The sequence below is a fragment of the Pantoea sp. M_10 genome, from assembly GCF_008631515.1.
Taxonomy (GTDB): domain Bacteria; phylum Pseudomonadota; class Gammaproteobacteria; order Enterobacterales; family Enterobacteriaceae; genus Pantoea; species Pantoea anthophila.
The window spans coordinates 362,470-380,580 of sequence record NZ_VWUL01000001.1; the positions used below are offsets into that span (position 1 = coordinate 362,470).

General features: G+C 57.0%; 15 protein-coding genes. 5 read left to right on the forward strand and 10 right to left on the reverse strand.

The window, feature by feature from the left end:
• Window positions 1-88: 88 nt before the first annotated feature.
• The 4 genes from F3I47_RS01750 to F3I47_RS01765 form a co-directional block, all read right to left on the reverse strand.
• A complete protein-coding gene (locus F3I47_RS01750) occupies window positions 89-388 on the reverse strand; it encodes a contact-dependent growth inhibition system immunity protein (protein WP_111208458.1) in 300 nt (99 codons plus the stop codon).
• Between the two features lie 8 nt (window positions 389-396).
• Window positions 397-1,215, reverse strand: a complete 819-nt coding sequence (locus F3I47_RS01755) for an RNase A-like domain-containing protein (RefSeq protein ID WP_140925282.1) — start codon at window positions 1,213-1,215, stop codon at window positions 397-399.
• 256 nt (window positions 1,216-1,471) lie between these two features.
• Window positions 1,472-1,966: an Rrf2 family transcriptional regulator gene (locus tag F3I47_RS01760; protein WP_046101782.1), complete on the reverse strand. Its 495-nt coding sequence runs from the start codon at window positions 1,964-1,966 to the stop codon at window positions 1,472-1,474.
• Between the two features lie 207 nt (window positions 1,967-2,173).
• Complete coding sequence (locus F3I47_RS01765) at window positions 2,174-3,358, reverse strand: MFS transporter (RefSeq protein ID WP_150029615.1); 1,185 nt, start codon at window positions 3,356-3,358, stop codon at window positions 2,174-2,176.
• A 200-nt stretch (window positions 3,359-3,558) separates the two neighbouring features.
• Between F3I47_RS01765 and tus the strand changes: the two genes are divergently transcribed.
• Window positions 3,559-4,488 (forward strand): DNA replication terminus site-binding protein, encoded by a 930-nt coding sequence (tus, locus tag F3I47_RS01770; RefSeq protein WP_009090311.1) that lies wholly within the window; start codon window positions 3,559-3,561, stop codon window positions 4,486-4,488.
• Window positions 4,489-4,527: 39 nt separating this feature from the next.
• Here tus and fumC read toward each other — a convergent pair whose 3' ends face one another.
• A complete protein-coding gene (gene fumC / locus F3I47_RS01775; RefSeq protein WP_009090312.1) occupies window positions 4,528-5,925 on the reverse strand; it encodes a class II fumarate hydratase in 1,398 nt (465 codons plus the stop codon).
• Window positions 5,926-6,122: 197 nt separating this feature from the next.
• Here fumC and manA point away from each other — a divergent pair, with 197 nt between their 5' ends.
• From manA to add, 3 genes are all read left to right on the forward strand, one after another.
• Window positions 6,123-7,298 (forward strand): mannose-6-phosphate isomerase, encoded by a 1,176-nt coding sequence (gene manA / locus F3I47_RS01780; RefSeq protein WP_150029616.1) that lies wholly within the window; start codon window positions 6,123-6,125, stop codon window positions 7,296-7,298.
• 131 nt (window positions 7,299-7,429) lie between these two features.
• Window positions 7,430-8,929, forward strand: a complete 1,500-nt coding sequence (locus tag F3I47_RS01785; RefSeq protein WP_150029617.1) for a YdgA family protein — start codon at window positions 7,430-7,432, stop codon at window positions 8,927-8,929.
• A gap of 189 nt (window positions 8,930-9,118) precedes the next feature.
• The gene (gene add / locus F3I47_RS01790) at window positions 9,119-10,114 is read left to right on the forward strand and encodes an adenosine deaminase (RefSeq protein ID WP_046101778.1); all 996 of its coding nucleotides are present in this window, start codon (window positions 9,119-9,121) and stop codon (window positions 10,112-10,114) included.
• Window positions 10,115-10,184: 70 nt separating this feature from the next.
• Here add and F3I47_RS01795 read toward each other — a convergent pair whose 3' ends face one another.
• From F3I47_RS01795 to F3I47_RS01815, 5 genes are all read right to left on the reverse strand, one after another.
• On the reverse strand, window positions 10,185-11,231 hold the full coding sequence (locus tag F3I47_RS01795; RefSeq protein WP_150029618.1) for an oxidoreductase: 1,047 nt from the start codon (window positions 11,229-11,231) through the stop codon (window positions 10,185-10,187).
• 79 nt (window positions 11,232-11,310) lie between these two features.
• Window positions 11,311-12,228 (reverse strand): arabinose operon transcriptional regulator AraC, encoded by a 918-nt coding sequence (gene araC, locus F3I47_RS01800; protein WP_009090320.1) that lies wholly within the window; start codon window positions 12,226-12,228, stop codon window positions 11,311-11,313.
• A 76-nt stretch (window positions 12,229-12,304) separates the two neighbouring features.
• Entirely contained in the window at window positions 12,305-13,288 is a 984-nt protein-coding gene (gene araH, locus F3I47_RS01805; protein WP_009090322.1) for an L-arabinose ABC transporter permease AraH, read from the reverse strand.
• A gap of 12 nt (window positions 13,289-13,300) precedes the next feature.
• Window positions 13,301-14,821, reverse strand: coding sequence for an L-arabinose ABC transporter ATP-binding protein AraG (araG, locus tag F3I47_RS01810; RefSeq protein ID WP_150029619.1), 1,521 nt, complete (start codon window positions 14,819-14,821; stop codon window positions 13,301-13,303).
• Window positions 14,822-14,920: 99 nt separating this feature from the next.
• Complete coding sequence (locus tag F3I47_RS01815) at window positions 14,921-15,904, reverse strand: arabinose ABC transporter substrate-binding protein (RefSeq protein ID WP_009090326.1); 984 nt, start codon at window positions 15,902-15,904, stop codon at window positions 14,921-14,923.
• Between the two features lie 365 nt (window positions 15,905-16,269).
• On the opposite strand from F3I47_RS01815, the gene F3I47_RS01820 reads away from it, so the two are divergent.
• Complete coding sequence (locus F3I47_RS01820; RefSeq protein WP_150029620.1) at window positions 16,270-17,973, forward strand: ribulokinase; 1,704 nt, start codon at window positions 16,270-16,272, stop codon at window positions 17,971-17,973.
• The last annotated feature ends 138 nt before the right edge of the window (window positions 17,974-18,111 follow it).

Genomic DNA, 18,111 nt, shown 5'->3' on the forward strand with positions numbered 1-18,111 from the left:
ACAGACCAGTGCAGCACTGCCACACGAATCAACGCTGCCCTGATACCAGGCAAAAGCTCCGGTTAACGTCATGAAACGCCGTTTACCTTTAACGTTGAAGTCTTGCACTCAGATAATTTTTTATCTTTTCCAGGAAGCTTCGTTCGGTTTCTCCCCAGGGTTCAGGATTGAACTCTCCCTGGCTGATGGATTCAAACGTCTCAGTAAGTGATTGTTCATTCAGCGACAGCAAATACTCTGCCTCCAGACATACTTTTTCCGCTGTTTTTGGGTTCTCAGTTTCTAAATAACTGTCCAGCACTTCTTCGACCGTTTCCCCAAACAAATCATAATCCTGACCAAAAAACACCCGAATGAGGGTTCCAATATTTTTATAGCTTGTATTCATTGATAGCCTCAAAAGGACGGATATGCAGTCAGAAGATAATAGGGTTTGCCGTTAAACATTTTACGGTGCAAAACAATCCTGACAGCATAAGCTTCCAGACGGGTTGTACTACTCTGCCTGAAACCATAACCGACTACGGTCCGGGCCTGCCAGGTTAATTCCAGTATGCTTTCGCTTTTGGCTGCAGCCCAATACATGATCTTCCAGCGGTTCGCTTTCAAGCCAGCGCTGATGAATCGTTCTGCTTGCTCTATATTAACAAACGAGCTCGCAAGAGGTGTCTTTGGACTTCGTGCAAGACGTGCGAGTAAATCTGCTTCAGGAATGTTTACATGCTTAGCGATAGTATGTCCGCCAGCCTTAATACCTCTGACGGCTTCATGCTCCGCCAGCTTTAACTTACCGAATCGGACAGAGGCGACGCGTGCTGCGCCGGCAGCAAACGCAAACGCCATAGGTACAGAAATATCTACAGTTAAACCTATATTCATTGCAGTTTTATCATCAGCGCCAAGCTTTTGAGCCGTCGCTGATGCAACCTGGAAAGTTGCTGTACGCGTATTTCTGCCAGTCAGTATCTGATTAGCAGCCGCATTAATACTATCAAGGCTGTGTGCACCAACAACAACACATGCCGCTTTTGTCAATCCAGATGGATCTGGCGCGATACACAGCGCGGTTGCTCCGGTTAATTCCAGCGTTCCTAATGCAAGATTCAGCCCACCATACAATCGGTTACTGAGCGTTTCTCCTTCAGTTACCGTTTTATCCGAAATAACAGCGGTGAGCTGAACCGGGGACATCATGATTTTTATGCCATCATCCATAATGAAACCTCATTTGACCATTAGATACACAGCCAGATTGTATCGATCTTTCAGGTTTCAGATCCAACCAAAGTCAGAAAACATATTGACATAAAACTATTCATAAATGATTTCGGATGACGGGTAAAAATAATATTTCATAATTTTCATAACCTTAAATTATTGATCGTGAAGAACGGTGTCAGGCAGAGAGCTATCAGCTTTAAGTGTTTTTGAGGCAGGCATCACTATTTACTGGCATAAAAAAAGCCGCTCATCAGCGGCTCTTTTTGCAGAGATCGTCAATCTCTTCGGGTTCAGGTTCCGGTACAGCGGTGCAGTTGCTGGTATCGCGCTTTTTCAGCTCATTCAGCGCATCGGCAACGGTGCGTTTTGCCAGCACATCCAGTGACGCCTGCTCGGCTTCATCGGCTATCGATTTAAAGTACCAGCAGAGGTTAGCACTGACCAGACAGCGCGGAGCGACGTCGGGACGCGCAGCCCAGATTTTTTTATCCTCAATGACGGAGACATAGATATCCTTGAGGGTAATCTCCGCAGCCGGACGGCCCAGATGAATCGAGCCGGTACGTCCCAGCGTGGAGACGATAATGCCATCACGGGTCAGCGGGACCATCAATTTTCGTATGAAACTGGGATTCGCTTCCAGCCCGTAGGCCAGAATCGCGCTGGTAGAGCGTTTTCCCATTTGCTCCGCCATCGCTACGCTCAGAACCATTTGCAAAGCTGTCGGGAAGCGGTAATCAAGCATTTATTTATCCTGAGTTGCGGTGCATCTTCTTGTTTTATTGCCGCATAAATGAACAATCAATGAGCAATAAATATAACAAACACTGTTGCTTTTTTGAAGCAAACCGGCAGTCACAAGGCACGTATTCACCAAAGGCAGAGGCCCGATAGCACAAGCTGCTTAGCCTGTTCACTGCCCTGTTCCGGCGGAATCTGGAGCCGGACGCCTTCACGCAGAACGGGTCGATGCCGCCGATAATTGCTGCTTCAGCGCTATCACCAGTACCACGTTAAAGATTGCCAGGCCGCAAAGCAACCACAGCGTCGCCGTAGCGCCCATACTTTCAAAGACATATCCGCCAATCAGCGGCGTCAGTGCCTGCCCCATCAATGCCGGGCGCGCCATTTTACCCATCACGATGGCGTAAGACTCTGGTTTGACCATCGCCAGCGGTAAAGTTCCACGCACGATGGCACGTAGGCCATTTCCTGCGCCATAAAGCACCATACTCATCAGCGCCATCTGCGGCATTAATGCCAGCAACAGCAGGCCCAGCGCCACCAGCCCGACAGAAAAAAAGGCGGTACGGATAGGATGGCTGCGTTTAAAAGCGACATCGACAATACGGGAGCCCACCTGACACGGGCCGATTACGGCGCTGATCGCCAGCGCCGAAGCCAGCGTGTGACCACTCGCCTGCAACAGCGTAATAAGCTGCACTGAAACGGCGGTCATGATCACCGAAGCCAGGGTAAAAATGGCGCAGAGCAGCCAGAACAGCGCTGGCGCGATCTCTGTCGTGGCCGGCTGTGCCGGACGCTTTTTTAATGACCGGGTGAGATGACCAGCAGGCAAGGCAAACAGATAAGCAGGCAGCACGCATGCCACCATCAGCACAGCAACGATCAGCGAGGCGTCACGCCAGCCAAAACCGTGGATAAGCAGAGCCGTTCCCGGCCAGGCCAGCGTGGTGCAGAAACCGGAAATCAGCGTGATCCCGGTGATGGCAGCCCGAGCCTGACCGCCATAGCAGGTGCCCAGCGTGGCAAACAGTGCATCATACAGGCCCATCGCCATACCCACGCCGATAATGACCCAGGCAAACAGAAACAGTGGCAACGCGTGGCTGAGCGCCATGATGACCAGCCCCACCGCCATCACCAGCCCACTGAGTGCCAGCAGAAGACGGCCACCGGTACGGGCTATTATTCTGCCTGCCAGCGGTGACAGCAGGCCCGACACCAGAATCCCGAGCGACAGCGCACCATAAATCCACTGCTGGGACCAGCCCGTCTCAGCTGCGATGGGATTCGCCATCACCGCCATCAGGTAGAACGATCCTCCCCAGGAAAGTATCTGTACACAGCCCAGGGTAAAAATGGCGGCGATGCCCGGTTTAATGTTCTGATTCACATAGACTCTCTTCGTTAGCAGGCAAACCGTTTTATATCATGTTCCGCAGGCAGCCTGCATGTATCACGCACTTCTGACCTGGTGACCGGCAGCCTGCACGTTTTTGCATAACAGATTTATAGTATGTTGTAACTATAAGGTACTTGCAACTGCCGCAGGCTTCTGCCACATTGTGGACGTTGTAACTATGGAGGCTCATCATGACGCGCTACGACTTAGTGGCTGATATGCATCAATGTGTTAACGACCTGGAGCAGGCGCTGGGTGAACTGCGGGAGCAGATTGAAGCGCAGCCGCTGCTGATCGCCCGCGTTTTCAGCCTGCCGCCGGTGGTGAAAGGTCGCGAGCATGACGCGATAACCCGCATTGCCGTTGAGCAGCATCTGGGCGACAGCGCGCGGAAGATGGCGCTCGACCACTACTGCCGCCTCTTTATGCAGCATCAGTCAGAGCAACTGAGTACCAAGGCCGCCGTGCGTCTGCCCGGTGCCCTCTGCATTGAATGCGATGCAGAACGGGAAGCGGAGATCGGCGCGCTGGTCGATCTCATTAACCAGCTGAAAGCCCGGCTGGAGCAGCTGATTACGGTGGAGTCCGGCCTGCCGAGTGAAGCGCGATTCGAGTTCGTTCACCAGCATCTGCGCGGGCTGATTACCCTGAATGCCTATCGCACCATCACCCTGCTCAGCGCCCCGGACAGTCTGCGGTTTGGCTGGGCCAACAAACACATCATCAAAAATCTTAAGCGCGAAGAGGTCATTGCCCAGCTGGAAAAAAGCCTGAAGGCGGGACGCGCGCAGGCTCCGTGGTCGCGCGAACAGTGGGCGGAGAAAGTGCAGGAGGAGCTGGCCAGCGTGCGCGCCCTGCCCGCTTCAGCCCGCCTGAAGATCAAGCGTCCGGTTAAAGTCCAGCCGGTGGCGCGCGTCTGGCGCGCAGAGGAGAAAAAGCAGACTCAGCTGGCCTGCCCGTCACCGATTCTGGTGATCTGCCGCGATCGCAGTCAGGTTCCGGTACTGGGCGAGTTGCTCAACTATGACGCCGATAACATTACCTATCGTCATAAACCGGCCGCTGAGCCGCTCAATCTGCTGATCCCCCGGCTGCACCTCTGGGTTGACTGCCCGGTTTAACAGAGAGGCCGGAACGAACCGGCCTCATCGCGCATCACGTTACGACTTCATGCTGCCAACCATCTCTTCCGGCCGCACCCAGGCGTCAAACTCCTCTTCGGTGAGATAGCCGAGCTTCAGCGCTGAGCCTTTCAGGGTCAGCCCCTCTTTATGCGCCTTTTTGGCAATTTCGGCCGCTTTGTCATACCCGATATGGGTATTGAGCGCGGTCACCAGCATCAGTGACTCGTTGAGCAGCTGATCGATTCGCTCGCGCACCGGTTCAATGCCGATCGCACAGTGATGGTTGAAGCTGTCCATGCCATCCGCCAGCAGGCGAATCGACTGCAGGAAGTTATGGATAACCATTGGACGGAAAACGTTCAGCTCGAAGTTACCGGATGCGCCGCCCATGTTGATCGCGACGTCATTCCCCATCACCTGACAGCAGAGCATGGTCATCGCTTCACACTGCGTCGGGTTCACTTTGCCCGGCATAATTGAGCTGCCAGGTTCATTTTCCGGAATGGCAATTTCCCCGATGCCGCAGCGCGGGCCGGATGAGAGCCAGCGAACGTCGTTGGCGATTTTCATCAGGGACGCGGCCAGACCTTTCAGCGCGCCGTGCGCATGCACCAGCGCATCACAGGTGGCCAGTGCCTCGAACTTGTTAGGGGCCGTAACAAACGGCTGCTGCGTCAGTTCGGCCAGCGCCTTCGCCACGCGCACCGCATATTCCGGGTGCGTGTTGAGCCCGGTGCCGACGGCGGTTCCGCCCAGCGCCAGTTCTGCCACGTGCGGAATACTCTGCTCGATATGCTTCAGGTTGTGCTCCAGCATCGCTACCCAGCCAGAGATCTCCTGCCCCAGGGTCAGCGGCGTGGCATCCTGCAGATGGGTACGGCCAATCTTAACGATATCTTTGAAGGCGTCGGACTTCTGGCTCAGGGTAGCTTTGAGCACGTGGATCTGTGGGATCAGCTGTTCGCGCAGGGCGATCACGGCGGCAACGTGCATGGCGGTCGGGAAAACGTCGTTGGAGCTCTGGCTCTTGTTCACATCATCATTGGGATGGACCAGACGCGACATCCCCCGCTCCCCGCCGAGGATCTCACTGGCGCGATTCGCCAGCACTTCATTCATGTTCATATTGGTCTGGGTGCCGGACCCGGTCTGCCAGATTGCCAGCGGGAACTCATCACCATGTTTGTCAGCCAGTACCTCATCTGCCGCGCTGACAATCGCGTCTGCGCGGTCAGCAGGCAGCAGCCCCAGATCCCGGTTAACGCTCGCCGCGGCGCGCTTGGTCAGCGCCAGAGCATGAACCAGTGCCGTCGGCATCTTTTCTGTTGAGATGCGAAAGTGTTCCAGCGAGCGCTGCGTCTGCGCGCCCCACAGTTTGTCTGCCGGTACGTCGATGGGACCCATTGAATCTTTCTCAATGCGGTTGGCTGCCATGAATACGTCTCCTTAGCTTTGGTTTTAAAAATGACCGCCCGGTCGCGCTTCGCGTCTGGCACCGGGGCGTTCAGGATAGTAATACACAATAATTTAACATTATCAGAGCTTAGCGTCCTTTTGCGCTGGATATGTATTTTTACCGGCGGTTTCTGCTTTAATACCGGCAATCATTTCGCGTGAGAAAGGGTTAAACGATGCAAAAAATGAACAACTCGCTGCAGAATTACGCGTGGGGCAGTAAAACGGCGCTGACGGCGCTCTACGGTATCGCGAATCCTGAGGGTCTGCCGATGGCGGAACTCTGGATGGGTGCACACCCGAAAAGCCCCTCTGCCGTCATGGATCAGGGCCGCGAACGTTCGCTGCGCGACGTGATTGATGCTGCGCCTGACGCTATGCTGGGCGAGGCGGTGGCACAGCGTTTTGGTGAGTTACCCTTCCTGTTCAAGGTGCTGTGCGCCGACCTGCCGCTCTCCATTCAGGTTCATCCCAGCAAACACGTCGCGGAAGCGGGTTTTGCCCGTGAGAACGCGGCGGGTATTCCACTGACGGCCGCCGAGCGCAATTACAAGGATGCTAACCATAAGCCGGAGCTGGTCTATGCGCTGACCCCGTTTCAGGCGATGAACGCTTTTCGTCCGATGACGGAGATGGTTTCCCTGCTGGAGCCTGTGGCGGGCGCACATCCGCAGATTGCCCATTTCCTGCAGCATCCCGACAGGGAGACGCTGGCCACCCTCTTCCGGACGCTGCTCTCTCTGGAGGGGGACGCCAAATCGCTGGCGCTGGGCGTGCTGAAATCCGCACTTGATGCTCAACAGGGTGAGCCCTGGCAGACCATCCGCGTTATCGCGGCGGAATACCCGGACGACAGCGGACTGTTTTCCCCGTTGCTGCTGAATGTGATTACCCTGCAGCCGGGCGAAGCGATGTTCCTCTATGCCGAAACTCCGCATGCCTATCTTAACGGCGTGGCGCTGGAGGTGATGGCGAACTCGGATAACGTTTTACGCGCCGGGTTGACCCCGAAATATATTGATATTGCTGAGCTGATGGCGAACCTGAAATTTGAGGAGAAGCCTGCCAGCGCGCTACTGACCCAGCCGGTCCAGCAGGGTAACGCGCTGCGCTTCCCAATCCCGGTGGAAGATTTTGCCTTTGCCATTCATACCCTGAATGCAGAACCGCAGCCGCTGGCCCAGCAGAGCGCCGCGGTGCTGTTCTGTATTGAAGGTCAGGCCGTGATCGCCAGCGAGGCGCAGCAGCTGACCCTGAAGCCGGGCGAATCATGCTTTATTGCGGCCAGCGAATCGCCGGTTACGGTCGCCGGAACGGGCCGGCTGGCGCGGGTATTTAACGAGTTGGGGTGAAGCGGCTGACGGCATCGCGGTTAACTGCTATTATTTCAATCTATTAGCGCTAAACGCCTGCGGGCGTTTTTCTTCGGTCGTCGGGGTTAACCTGCGGCATAAGCGGACTCAAGGATAAGGACGAATCAGCAATGAAAAAGACCAATGTTGCCGTAGGTGTCATCATCGCACTGGGCGTGATCTGGACAGGCGCGGCATGGTTCACCGGCAAGCAAATCGAAAGTCACAGGGATGAGCTGGTACAGAATGCCAATGCTCAGCTGAATGCTTATGCCCCAAACAGCCGACTGAAGATCAGCTATCAGGATTACCAGCGCGGCGTGTTCAGCAGCAAAGTAAACCTGGTGGTGCAGGCTGACTCGCAGACGGAAGATAATCCCCTGCTGAAGCCGGGTCAGAGCGTTATCCTGAATGAAACCATCGACCATGGCCCCTTCCCGTTCGCTCAGCTGAAGCACTTCAACCTGATCCCGAGCATGGCGTCGGTGCATACCGAACTGGCTAACACCGATGCGGTGAAGAAGCTGTTTGAGCTGACCGGCAATAAGTCGCTGATTAATGCAGACACCCGCATTGGCTACAGCGGTGCCACCGACACGGCGCTGCGCATACTGCCCGTGGATTATCAGAATGCACAAACCGGTGAGCGTCTGGCGACCAATGGCGGAACCTTTAATGTCAGCGCGGACAACAAAGGCAATAAAGTCTCGCTGGACAGTGACGTCGATAGCCTGGCACTGACCACTAAAAATGAGATGGGCCAGCCGGTTCTGTTTACCGTCAATGGACTGAAACTGAGCGGGAATACGCACCTCAGCCCGGAAGGCGTGCGGATCGGTGACCAGGCGGTGGATATTGAGAAGGTCAATGCCAGCATCAACGGTCAGGACGCTCTGACGCTTCACAGGATGAAAGGCAGCTCCTCTTTCGATAACAGCAACGGCAAGATTGGCGGCAATATCGACTATAAAGTGGAAAGCGTGCAGCTCCAGAAGCAGGACTTTGGTCAGGCGGCGCTGAAGATGAAGCTGTCACAGTTTGATGCGCAGGCGGTGAAAGCCTTCTCCGATCGTTACAATGCGCAGATGCAGACGTTGCTGAATCAGCCGGGGATTACCGAGGACCCGATGCGTTATCAGGCGGGCGTCCATCAGATTCTGATGAGCAATCTGCCCCTGCTGCTGAAGGGCTCGCCCTCTGTCAGCATCGCGCCACTGAGCTGGAAAAATGATAAAGGCGAGAGCACCTTTAACCTGACGGCGAATTTCAACGATCCGTCGACCGTGACCGGCGAAGCGCAGAGTCTCAGCGCGATGGTGGATCGGGTGCTGAAAACCCTGGACAGCAAGCTGACCATCAATATGCCAATGGCGACTGAAACCATGCATAAAGTCGGTCTGGCCGAAGGTTATCAGGCGGATGACGCGCAGAAGCTGGCCGATCAGCAGGTGAAAGGTCTGGCAGCCATGGGGCAGATGTTCCGTCTTACGCAGCAGCAGGATAACAATATCGTGACCAGCCTGCAGTACGCTAACGGCCAGGTGAACATGAACGGCGATAAGATGACGCTGGAACAGTTCCTCTCCCGCTATATGCTGGGCATGCCAACCAGCGAAGGGATGCCACAGTAATTTTCTGAGCCCCTCTGAGGCGACCTTCGGGTCGCCTTTTTTATGCCTGAAGGCCGCGGCCCCCCTGTTTAACGCCGGTAGTGCGTAATTAAGCAGCATCCGGTGCCGCTGTTGCGCAAATAACTGGCGTGGTTGCGCAAGATATTTTTATAATGCTCTGCACTTCACCGACAACTCAGCGAGTGCGCCATGATCGATTCTAAAATTCCTCTGACTGACATTCATCGCCACCTTGATGGCAACATTCGTGCACAAACCATTCTCGATTTAGGCCGCCAGTTTAACCTTGCCCTGCCCGCCTCAACGCTGGAGACCCTGCGCCCGCATGTGCAGGTTGGCGAGAATGAACCCGATCTGGTGAGCTTTCTGCAAAAGCTCGACTGGGGCGTGAAAGTGCTGGGCGACCTGGATGCCTGCCGCCGGATTGCGCAGGAGAATGTGGAAGATGCGGCCCGTGCAGGCATTCATTATGCGGAACTGCGCTTCTCGCCAGGCTATATGGCGATGACCCACAATCTGCCGATTGCCGGCGTGGTTGAAGCGGTGATCGACGGCGTGCGTGCAGGCCGTCAGCAGCATGATGTTGATGTGCGCCTGATTGGCATCATGAGCCGTACCTTTGGCGAAGAGGCCTGCCTGAGTGAACTGGATGGTCTGCTGGCCCATCGCGATCACATCACGGCGGTCGATCTGGCGGGTGATGAGCTGGGCTTCCCGGGCAGTGAGTTTCTGAGCCACTTTAATCAGGCGCGCGACGCCGGTTTCCGCGTCACGGTGCATGCCGGTGAAGCGGCCGGCCCGGAGAGCATCTGGCAGGCGATTCGGGAGCTGGGCGCGGAGCGTATCGGCCACGGCGTGAAAGCCATTGAAGATCGCGCGCTGATGGATTTCCTCGCGGAGCATCATATCGGCATTGAATCCTGCCTGACCTCCAATATTCAGACCAGCACCGTGTCGTCACTGGCACAGCATCCGCTGAAGACGTTCCTGGAGCATGGCATTCTGGCGACCATCAACACCGATGACCCGGCGGTTCAGGGGATTGAACTCGCCCACGAGTATCATCATGCCGCCCCGGCAGCGGGACTGAGCGCCGCACAGATCCGTCAGGCACAGGAAAACGGTCTGACGATTGCGTTTCTCAGCGAAGCAGAGAAAGCGGCCATCCGCGCCCGCGTGCAGTAATCTGCCTGTAAGCCATAAAAAACGGGCCGGTAATCCGGCCCGTTTTCAGTGCTGCGTCACACGCTGCGAATCAGACGCGCTTCAGCGACATCGTCTGGCGCTTCTCGGCGGATTGCAGACCCAGTTCGATCAACTCCATCACCTGAATCGCCTCTTCCGCGGTGACCGGATTGTTTCCGCGTCCGGCAATCGCATCCCGGATGGCCGCATAATAGGCCGGATAATTACCCGGCTGAGTCAGCTGAGTGGTTTCCGTCAGAGCATCGCCCTCGACCAGCGTCAGGGTGCCATCGCGCATGTCGTAGCCCCAATCCTCCTGTGGCGGGAAGTTCCCCGACTTCAGACGATCTTCCTGCGGGTCCAGACCATATTTGATGTAACTGCCGCGCGTGCCGTGAACGGTGTAGCGGGCGGATTCCGCTGCCACCAGCATGCTGGCGTGTAACACCACCCGACGCTGCGGATAGGTCAGCGTGGCGTGGAAATAGTCTGTGGTCTGCGCGCCCGGACGCATCTCCGCCAGGTCAACGTTGATGGCGACCGGCGGACCAAACAGCTGCAGCGCCTGATCCAGCAGATGCGGCCCCAGGTCATACCAGATGCCGCTGCCTGCGCCTTTCATTTCGCGCCAGCGGTTGCGCACTTCAAGACGGAAGCGGTCAAAGTGTGACTCGAAGTAGCGCACCTCGCCCAGCGTGCCTGCCTCCAGCAGGGATTTCAGCGTCAGAAAGTCGCTGTCCCAGCGGCGGTTGTGGAACACGGAAAGCAGCAGCCCTTTGGCTTTAGCCAGCGCATCCAGCTCGCGCGCCTGTGACAACGTCACGGTAAAAGGCTTATCGACGACGACATGCTTACCGGCATTCAGCGCCGCTTTCGCCAGTGGAAAATGTGTGTCGTTCGGGGTAGGAATCACAATTAACTGCAGGGTCGGGTCGTCCAGCAGTGCCTGAGGATCGGACACGACCTGAACGGCGGGCCAGTCGGCGTGGACTTTGCTGGCGTCGCTACTGGAGATGGCGGCCAGCTCAACGTCCGGTGTTCCCGCGATCAGCGGGGCGTGAAACGTTTTACTGGCAAAGCCGTAGCCGATCAGACCAACACGTAATTTATCGCTCATTTTGGTTCCTCGTTGTCGCTAACCTGAATGATTTAAGACCATTAACCAGGTGAGAACAAGGCGGAATTCCCCGAAAAAACTAAGAGATAGCACTTCGGGCCAGCGGCCAGGCGGTCTGGGCGGCCAGACTGTCGTGTGCATCCTGATTGCGGCGGCGGAAATCGCTGGGACTGACGCCGACCCGCTTGCGGAATACCCGGGAGAAGTAAAGCTGGTCGTCATAGCCCACTTCACGGCCGACCGAAGCAATGGGCTCCTGAGTGGTCTGCAGCAGCAGTTTTGCACGGATGACCCGCTGATCTTCACGCCAGCGCAGCAGGTTAACGCCCATCTGCTCGCGGAACAGGTGCGCCAGCCGCGACGGTGACAGACAGACGTGGCGCGCCACCTCCTCTATCCTGACCTCGCTGGCGAGATGGTTGGTGACATACTGGCAGGCTTCAATGACGCGCGGATCGCGGATTAACTGATGGCTGCGCGGATCTTCTTCTACCGCACGCAGCAGCAGCCGTTCCAGCAGGTTCATCGCCAGCTCTTCAGCAAAGCGGCGGCCGGAGTTATGTGTCTGTTCGATACTGGCAAACAGGCGGTCGAACTCACCGCGCAGCGATTCCGGCAGCAGCAGGCGGCCGACGCCCTCCTGCTCATCCTGCCAGCGCAGCCAGTCGTGCCAGTAGGCGCGAGGACGGAAGTAAACCCAGCGATGGAACCACTGCGGGCTGTCCGGTGCGCGGCCATAATAGTGGGCGGTCTTAGGCTGAAACAGCAGCATTTCGCCGGGCTCGCAGTCAAAGGCCCGCTCGCCATCAAACACCCGCCCTTTTCCTTTAATGGTGAGATTCAGAATGTAACCTTTCATGCCGTGCGGGCGATCGATAAAGAAGTCGAGCGGTCCTTCTGCGGTGATGGGCGTCAGCCCTGCCACCAGCCAGGCATTGAATGAATAGCCGGGCAACAGGGGGTTTTGCTGCCCGGCCGGTAATTCACGGTGATACATAGCGTCCTCACTCAGTCTGTTATTGTTCAGATAGCCCGCAGAGGCGTCAGCGTCTGCGGGCCAACGGCTCGCGCAATCAGGCTTTTTTCTGTTTGTAACGGTCGAATATCACCGCAGCTAACAGTATCAGACCGCGCACCACATACTGTGAGAATGGCGAGATATTCAGTAAATTCATCGCATTCTCAACGGTGCCGAGGATCAGGACGCCCGCCACCACGTAGGAAATTTTACCGATGCCGCCCTTCAGCGATACGCCACCCAGAACACAGGCGGAGATCACCACCAGCTCATAGCCGATGGAGGTCATGGGCTGGCCGCTGGTCATACGCGACGCCAGGATGATGCCCGCCGCCGCCGACACCAGGCCGGAGAGAACAAAGATGATGATGCGGGTCCGCACTACCGGCACACCCGCCAGCCGCGCCGCCTCTTCATTGCCACCGATCGCCAGGGTGTTGCGACCAAAGGTGGTTTTGTTGAGCAGGAAGCCGAAGATCAGCATCGTGGCCAGGGTCAGCCAGATCGGGGCCGGCACGCCAAACCAGTTCGCAAAGCCCAGTTCAAAGAAGCGCTCATCTTCAATGCCGACCGCCTTGCCGTCAGAGAAGATGTAGGCCAGACCGCGCACGATCTGCATGGTGGCCAGCGTGGTGATCAGCGCATTGATTTTAAGACGGGCAATCACAAAACCGTTGATAAAGCCGGTGATCATGCCGAGCACCAGACCGGCGGCAACGCCAATCCACAGGCTTTCGGTCATGTTGATCACCACCGCGGTAACCACCCCTGCGCAGGCGATCACCGAGGCGACCGAGAGATCAAAATCGCCGGAAGCCAGACAGAAGAGCATGCCGCAGGCGACCATGCCGGACATCGACATCGCCAGGCCCAGGCCTTTCATATTGATAAATGAGCCGAAGTTCGGCACAAAGATCGCACAGACAATAAACAGCAGTGCAAATACCACCAGCATGCCGAAGTTGTCCCAGATGCGACCTAACTGCAGGCCGCCGCGTGATGCAGGCTGCGGCGTATTTGAGGTCGTGGATGAAGCCATGATGATCTCCTGTCAGGCCACGGCGGCCGCTTGAGTGGTTTTGGGCATGGCCAGGCTCAGCGTCTGCTGCTCCGTGGCGTCGTCGTGCAGCAGTTCACCGGCGATAGCACCTTCGCGCATCACCACAATCCGGTCGGCCAGGCCCATCACCTCCGGCAGGTCACTGGAGGCAAACAGCACCGCAATGCCCCGGTTGGCCAGCTGATAAATCAGGTTATAGATTTCATGCTTGGCGCCGACATCGATACCGCGCGTCGGCTCATCGAGCAGGATCACTTTCATCTCCTCCGAGAGCCAGCGCCCCAGGATCGCCTTCTGCTGGTTGCCGCCGGAAAGGTTCATGATCAGCTGATCGGCGCTGGGCGTTTTAATGTTGAGTGAGCGGATATGGCTGTCGGCGTTTTTGCTTTCCCAGCCATTTTTAATCAGGCATCCGGCGGTGAGGTTGTGGCGACGGGCGCTGATGTTGATGTTGTCACGCACCGAGTGCACCGGGATGATGCCTTCGGCTTTGCGATCTTCCGGACAGAGCATGATCCCCGCCCGGATGGCGTCGATCGGCTCGCGCAGCGGCAGCAGTTTGCCGTCCAGAATCACCTGACCACCGCGCAGACGGGTGCCGCCAAACAAGCCTTTCAGCAGTTCGCTGCGTCCCGCGCCAACCAGACCAAACAGCCCGACAATTTCCCCGGCATGGACTTTCAGTGAAATCGGCGTCCGCACGCCCTTCGCTTCGACCCGATCCAGTTCCAGCCGCACCGCCCCCACAGGCCGTGGCGCATAGCCATAGATATCGCCGAGGTTACGGCCCACCATCGCCTGCACCAGATCGTCGTGATGGGTATTGGCCATATCCGTAAAGGTGCGCACATAACGGCCATCTTTGAAGACGGTGATGGCGTCGCTGAGGGCAAAAATTTCCTCCATGCGATGCGACACATAGAGCACCACCCGGCCCTCCTGGCGGAGCTGGCGGATGACGCGGAACAGGTTGTCGATTTCACGCGCCGACAGTGAACTGGTCGGCTCATCAAAGGCGATAATGCGCGCGTTGCGCGCCAGCGCTTTGGCAATCTCCACCATCTGCCACTGTCCCAGCGACAGATATTTCAGCGGCATATCGGGGTCGATATCCATGCCGAGATTTTTCAGTTGCAGGCCGGCTTCGTAACGCATCAGCCGGCGGTTGACCAGCCCATGTTTGTGCGGGATCTGACCGAGATAGATGTTCTCCGCCACGCTCATTTCCGGCACCAGATGGAGCTCCTGGTAAATAATGGCCACGCCCGCATCCAGCGCATCGGTGGTACGCTGAAAGTTCATCGGCTGGCCTTTGATCCGAATCTCACCGCCGCTCGGCTGATAACTGCCGCTGAGTATTTTTAACAGCGTCGATTTGCCTGCGCCGTTCTCGCCCATCAGCGCATGGACTTCACCGCCCCGGCAGTCGAAGGAGATATCCTGCAGCGCTTTCACGCCAGGAAAGGTTTTACTGATGCCATGAAACGACAGAAAAGCTGAATCAGTGTTCATGTTTATCCTCACTCTTGCACGTCGCCGGCCTGTGCGGGCGGGCGACGTGAAGCAGGCTATGCAGGATGCCAGGCGGCGAAACGCCTGGCAGGCTCAGGGTTACATCAGTCCTTTTTTCGCCAGTTCAGTTTTGAAGTTGTCACGGGTGATCAGCACCACATCGGTGACCTCAGTGAATTTCGCCGGCTCTTCGCCTTTGCTCACCCAGTTGTAGAGCATCTGGCTGCTCTTATAACCATGGATATCCGGGCTTGGCAGCAGCGAGCCGTAGAAGCCGGTCGCTTTGTCTTTCGACAGTTCACTGACCGCATCCACGCCGTTGATACCGATGCCGATGACGTCAGCCGCTTTAAAGCCCTGACCTTCCGTCGCGCGCACGCCGCCCAGCACGGTGTTGTCGTTCATGCCAACAATCAGCCAGTGTTTGACTTCAGGATGCTGCACCAGCAGGGAGTTACCGGCGTCAAAGGCGCCAGGGATGTCGTTGGATTTGGTCGGAACCTGATAGATCTGAGCGGCCGGGAAGCCCGCAGCTTTGATGGCGTCCATCGATCCACCGGTACGACGGCGTGCGGTATCCAGTTCGTTGGCGGTAATCGCCATCACGCCGGTGGTTTTCACATCCCAGCCGCGCTTCTGCATCTCTTTATAAAGCTCCTGCCCCTGACGTTCGCCGATTTTGGTGGCGGCCATCATCACCAGCGGCACGGTATCCATCGGTTTGCCTTTGGCGGTCACAAACTGATCGTCTACGGCAATGACTTTCAGGCCGTAGCCCCGCGCTTTCGCCATGATGGCGGAGCCCAGCTTGGGATCGGGCGTACAGATGACGAAGCCTTTCGCGCCGTTTGCGGCAAGGCTGTCGATAGCATTCAGGGTTTTTTCACCATCCGGGACGGCAATTTTGATGACGTCGAAGCCGAGATCTTTGCCGGCTTTATCGGCAAATTTCCATTCCGTCTGGAACCAGGGTTCTTCTGGTTGCTTGACTAAAAAACCCAGCTTCATGGTCTCGGCGATAGCGGATTGTGACATAACCGCTGCCAGGCCGATGGCCGCGAATGCTTTAGTGAATTTATGCATGATGCTCTCCGGTACCAGGTTATTTTTCGCTGCTCATAACGAATCGGTGTAAGCGCTACCAGTTGGTCTTGTTTTGAGGGTACAGCCATAAATCAGTGCGTTAGATTGCTATGTGTTGTCAGCCTGTCCAGACGCTGGGCTAGTTTTAGCGGTATTGGCGGAGAAAAATGTAGAGCGGTATCACATCTTAAAATCACGACAAAATGATCCATATATTCAGCAAATTTAACCGGAGCTTAACTTTTGCAATGGATCACAAAATCACTGCCGATGGCAGGAAAGTGCATATTGTCAGCCAGCCATGACTAACTGTTCCGGCGCGCCGAACCCAGGATACAGGAGTTAACTAACTACAGGAGATTCCGATGCGTGCTGGAGCCATCACCCTTGGGCTGGACTTTGGTAGTGATTCGGTGCGTGCGCTGGCCGTCGATTGTCACAGCGGCAGCGAGCTGCAGAGTGCGGTGTGCAGCTACCCGCGCTGGCAGCAGGGTCTGTACAGCGATCCGCACACCAACCGTTTTCGTCACCATCCACAGGATTACATCGACGCCATGGAGCAGGCGCTGCTCGGCGTACTGAACGCCCTGAGCGAAGATCAGCGCAACGCCGTCGTCGGCATTGGCGTCGACAGCACCGGTTCGACCCCGGCGCCCATCGATCGCGACGGCAATGTACTGGCGCTGCGCCCGGAGTTCGCTGACAACCCCAACGCAATGTTTGTGCTGTGGAAAGATCACACTGCAATAGAAGAAGCGGAAGAGATCAATCAGCTCTGTCACAGCGGCCGTTTCACGGATTACAGCCGCTATATCGGCGGCATCTACTCCTCTGAATGGTTCTGGGCAAAGATTCTGCACGTGTCGCGGGAAGATGCGGCGGTGCGTGACGCGGCGGTCTCCTGGGTGGAGCTGTGTGACTGGGTGCCTGCCCTGTTAAGCGGCACGACCGCGCCCGACAGACTGCGGCGTGGCCGCTGCGCAGCCGGGCATAAAGCCCTGTGGCATGGCGACTGGAACGGCCTGCCGGATGTGGATTTCCTCAACGCGCTGGATCCGCTGTTAACGCAACAGCTGGACTCGCCTCTCTTCACTGAGACCTGGACCGCCGATCTGCCGGTCGGCACGCTCAGCCCGGAATGGGCGCAGCGTCTGGGGCTGACGCAGACCGTTACGCTCTCCGGTGGCGCGTTTGACTGCCATATGGGCGCGGTCGGAGGCGGCGCCAGACCTTACACCCTGGTGAAAGTGATCGGCACATCAACCTGCGACATCCTGATCGCTGACAGCGTAAAGGTCGGCGATCGCGATATTAAAGGCATCTGTGGTCAGGTGGATGGCAGCGTGATACCGGGAGCGATTGGGCTGGAGGCGGGTCAGTCCGCCTTTGGTGATATCTACGCCTGGTTCAGCCGGTTACTGGGCTGGCCGCTGCAACAGGCGGCTGAGCGTCACCCTGAGCTGAAACCTCAGCTGGCGGAGATGCAAAAGAGTCTGATTAAAGATCTGACCGATGCCTGGGCTGCTAATCCGCAGCTCGACCATCTGCCGGTGGTGCTGGACTGGTTCAACGGTCGCCGCACGCCGAATGCCAATCAGCGGCTGAAAGGGGTGATTACCGATCTGAATCTGGGTACCGATGCCCCGGCGCTGTTTGGCGGTCTGGTCGCGGCGACGGCATTTGGTGCGCGCGCCATTATGGAGTGCTTCGAGCAGCAGCAGATCCCCGTCGAGAGCATTCTGACGCTGGGCGGCATCGCGCGGAAATCTCCGGCGATTATGCAGGCCTGCTGTGACGTGATGAACCGCCCACTGGATATTGTCGCCTCTGATGAGTGCTGTGCGCTGGGTGCGGCCATTTTCGCCGCGGTCGCTGCCGGTGTTCACGCCAGCGTTGCCGAGGCGCAGCAGGTGATGGCCAGCCCGATCGCCGTCACGCTGCAACCCGATCCGGCGCGTGTCGCCCGCTATCAGCAACTCTATCAACGCTATCAACAATGGTGCGTGACGGCTGAACCGCAGTACGCCGCCCGCCCCGCTTCCGCTACGAGCCTGGCCCAGCAGGCGTAATTGTTGCAGGCAGTCTGTACCCGGACAGCGCAGAACAAGCAGCCGTACACGGAGTACGTGAGGATTACTCGCTGTGCTCGCCCCTTCAGGGCCGCCCTTCAGGGCGTTCAGGTTGCTAAAGCAGCCTGTGTGAGCACT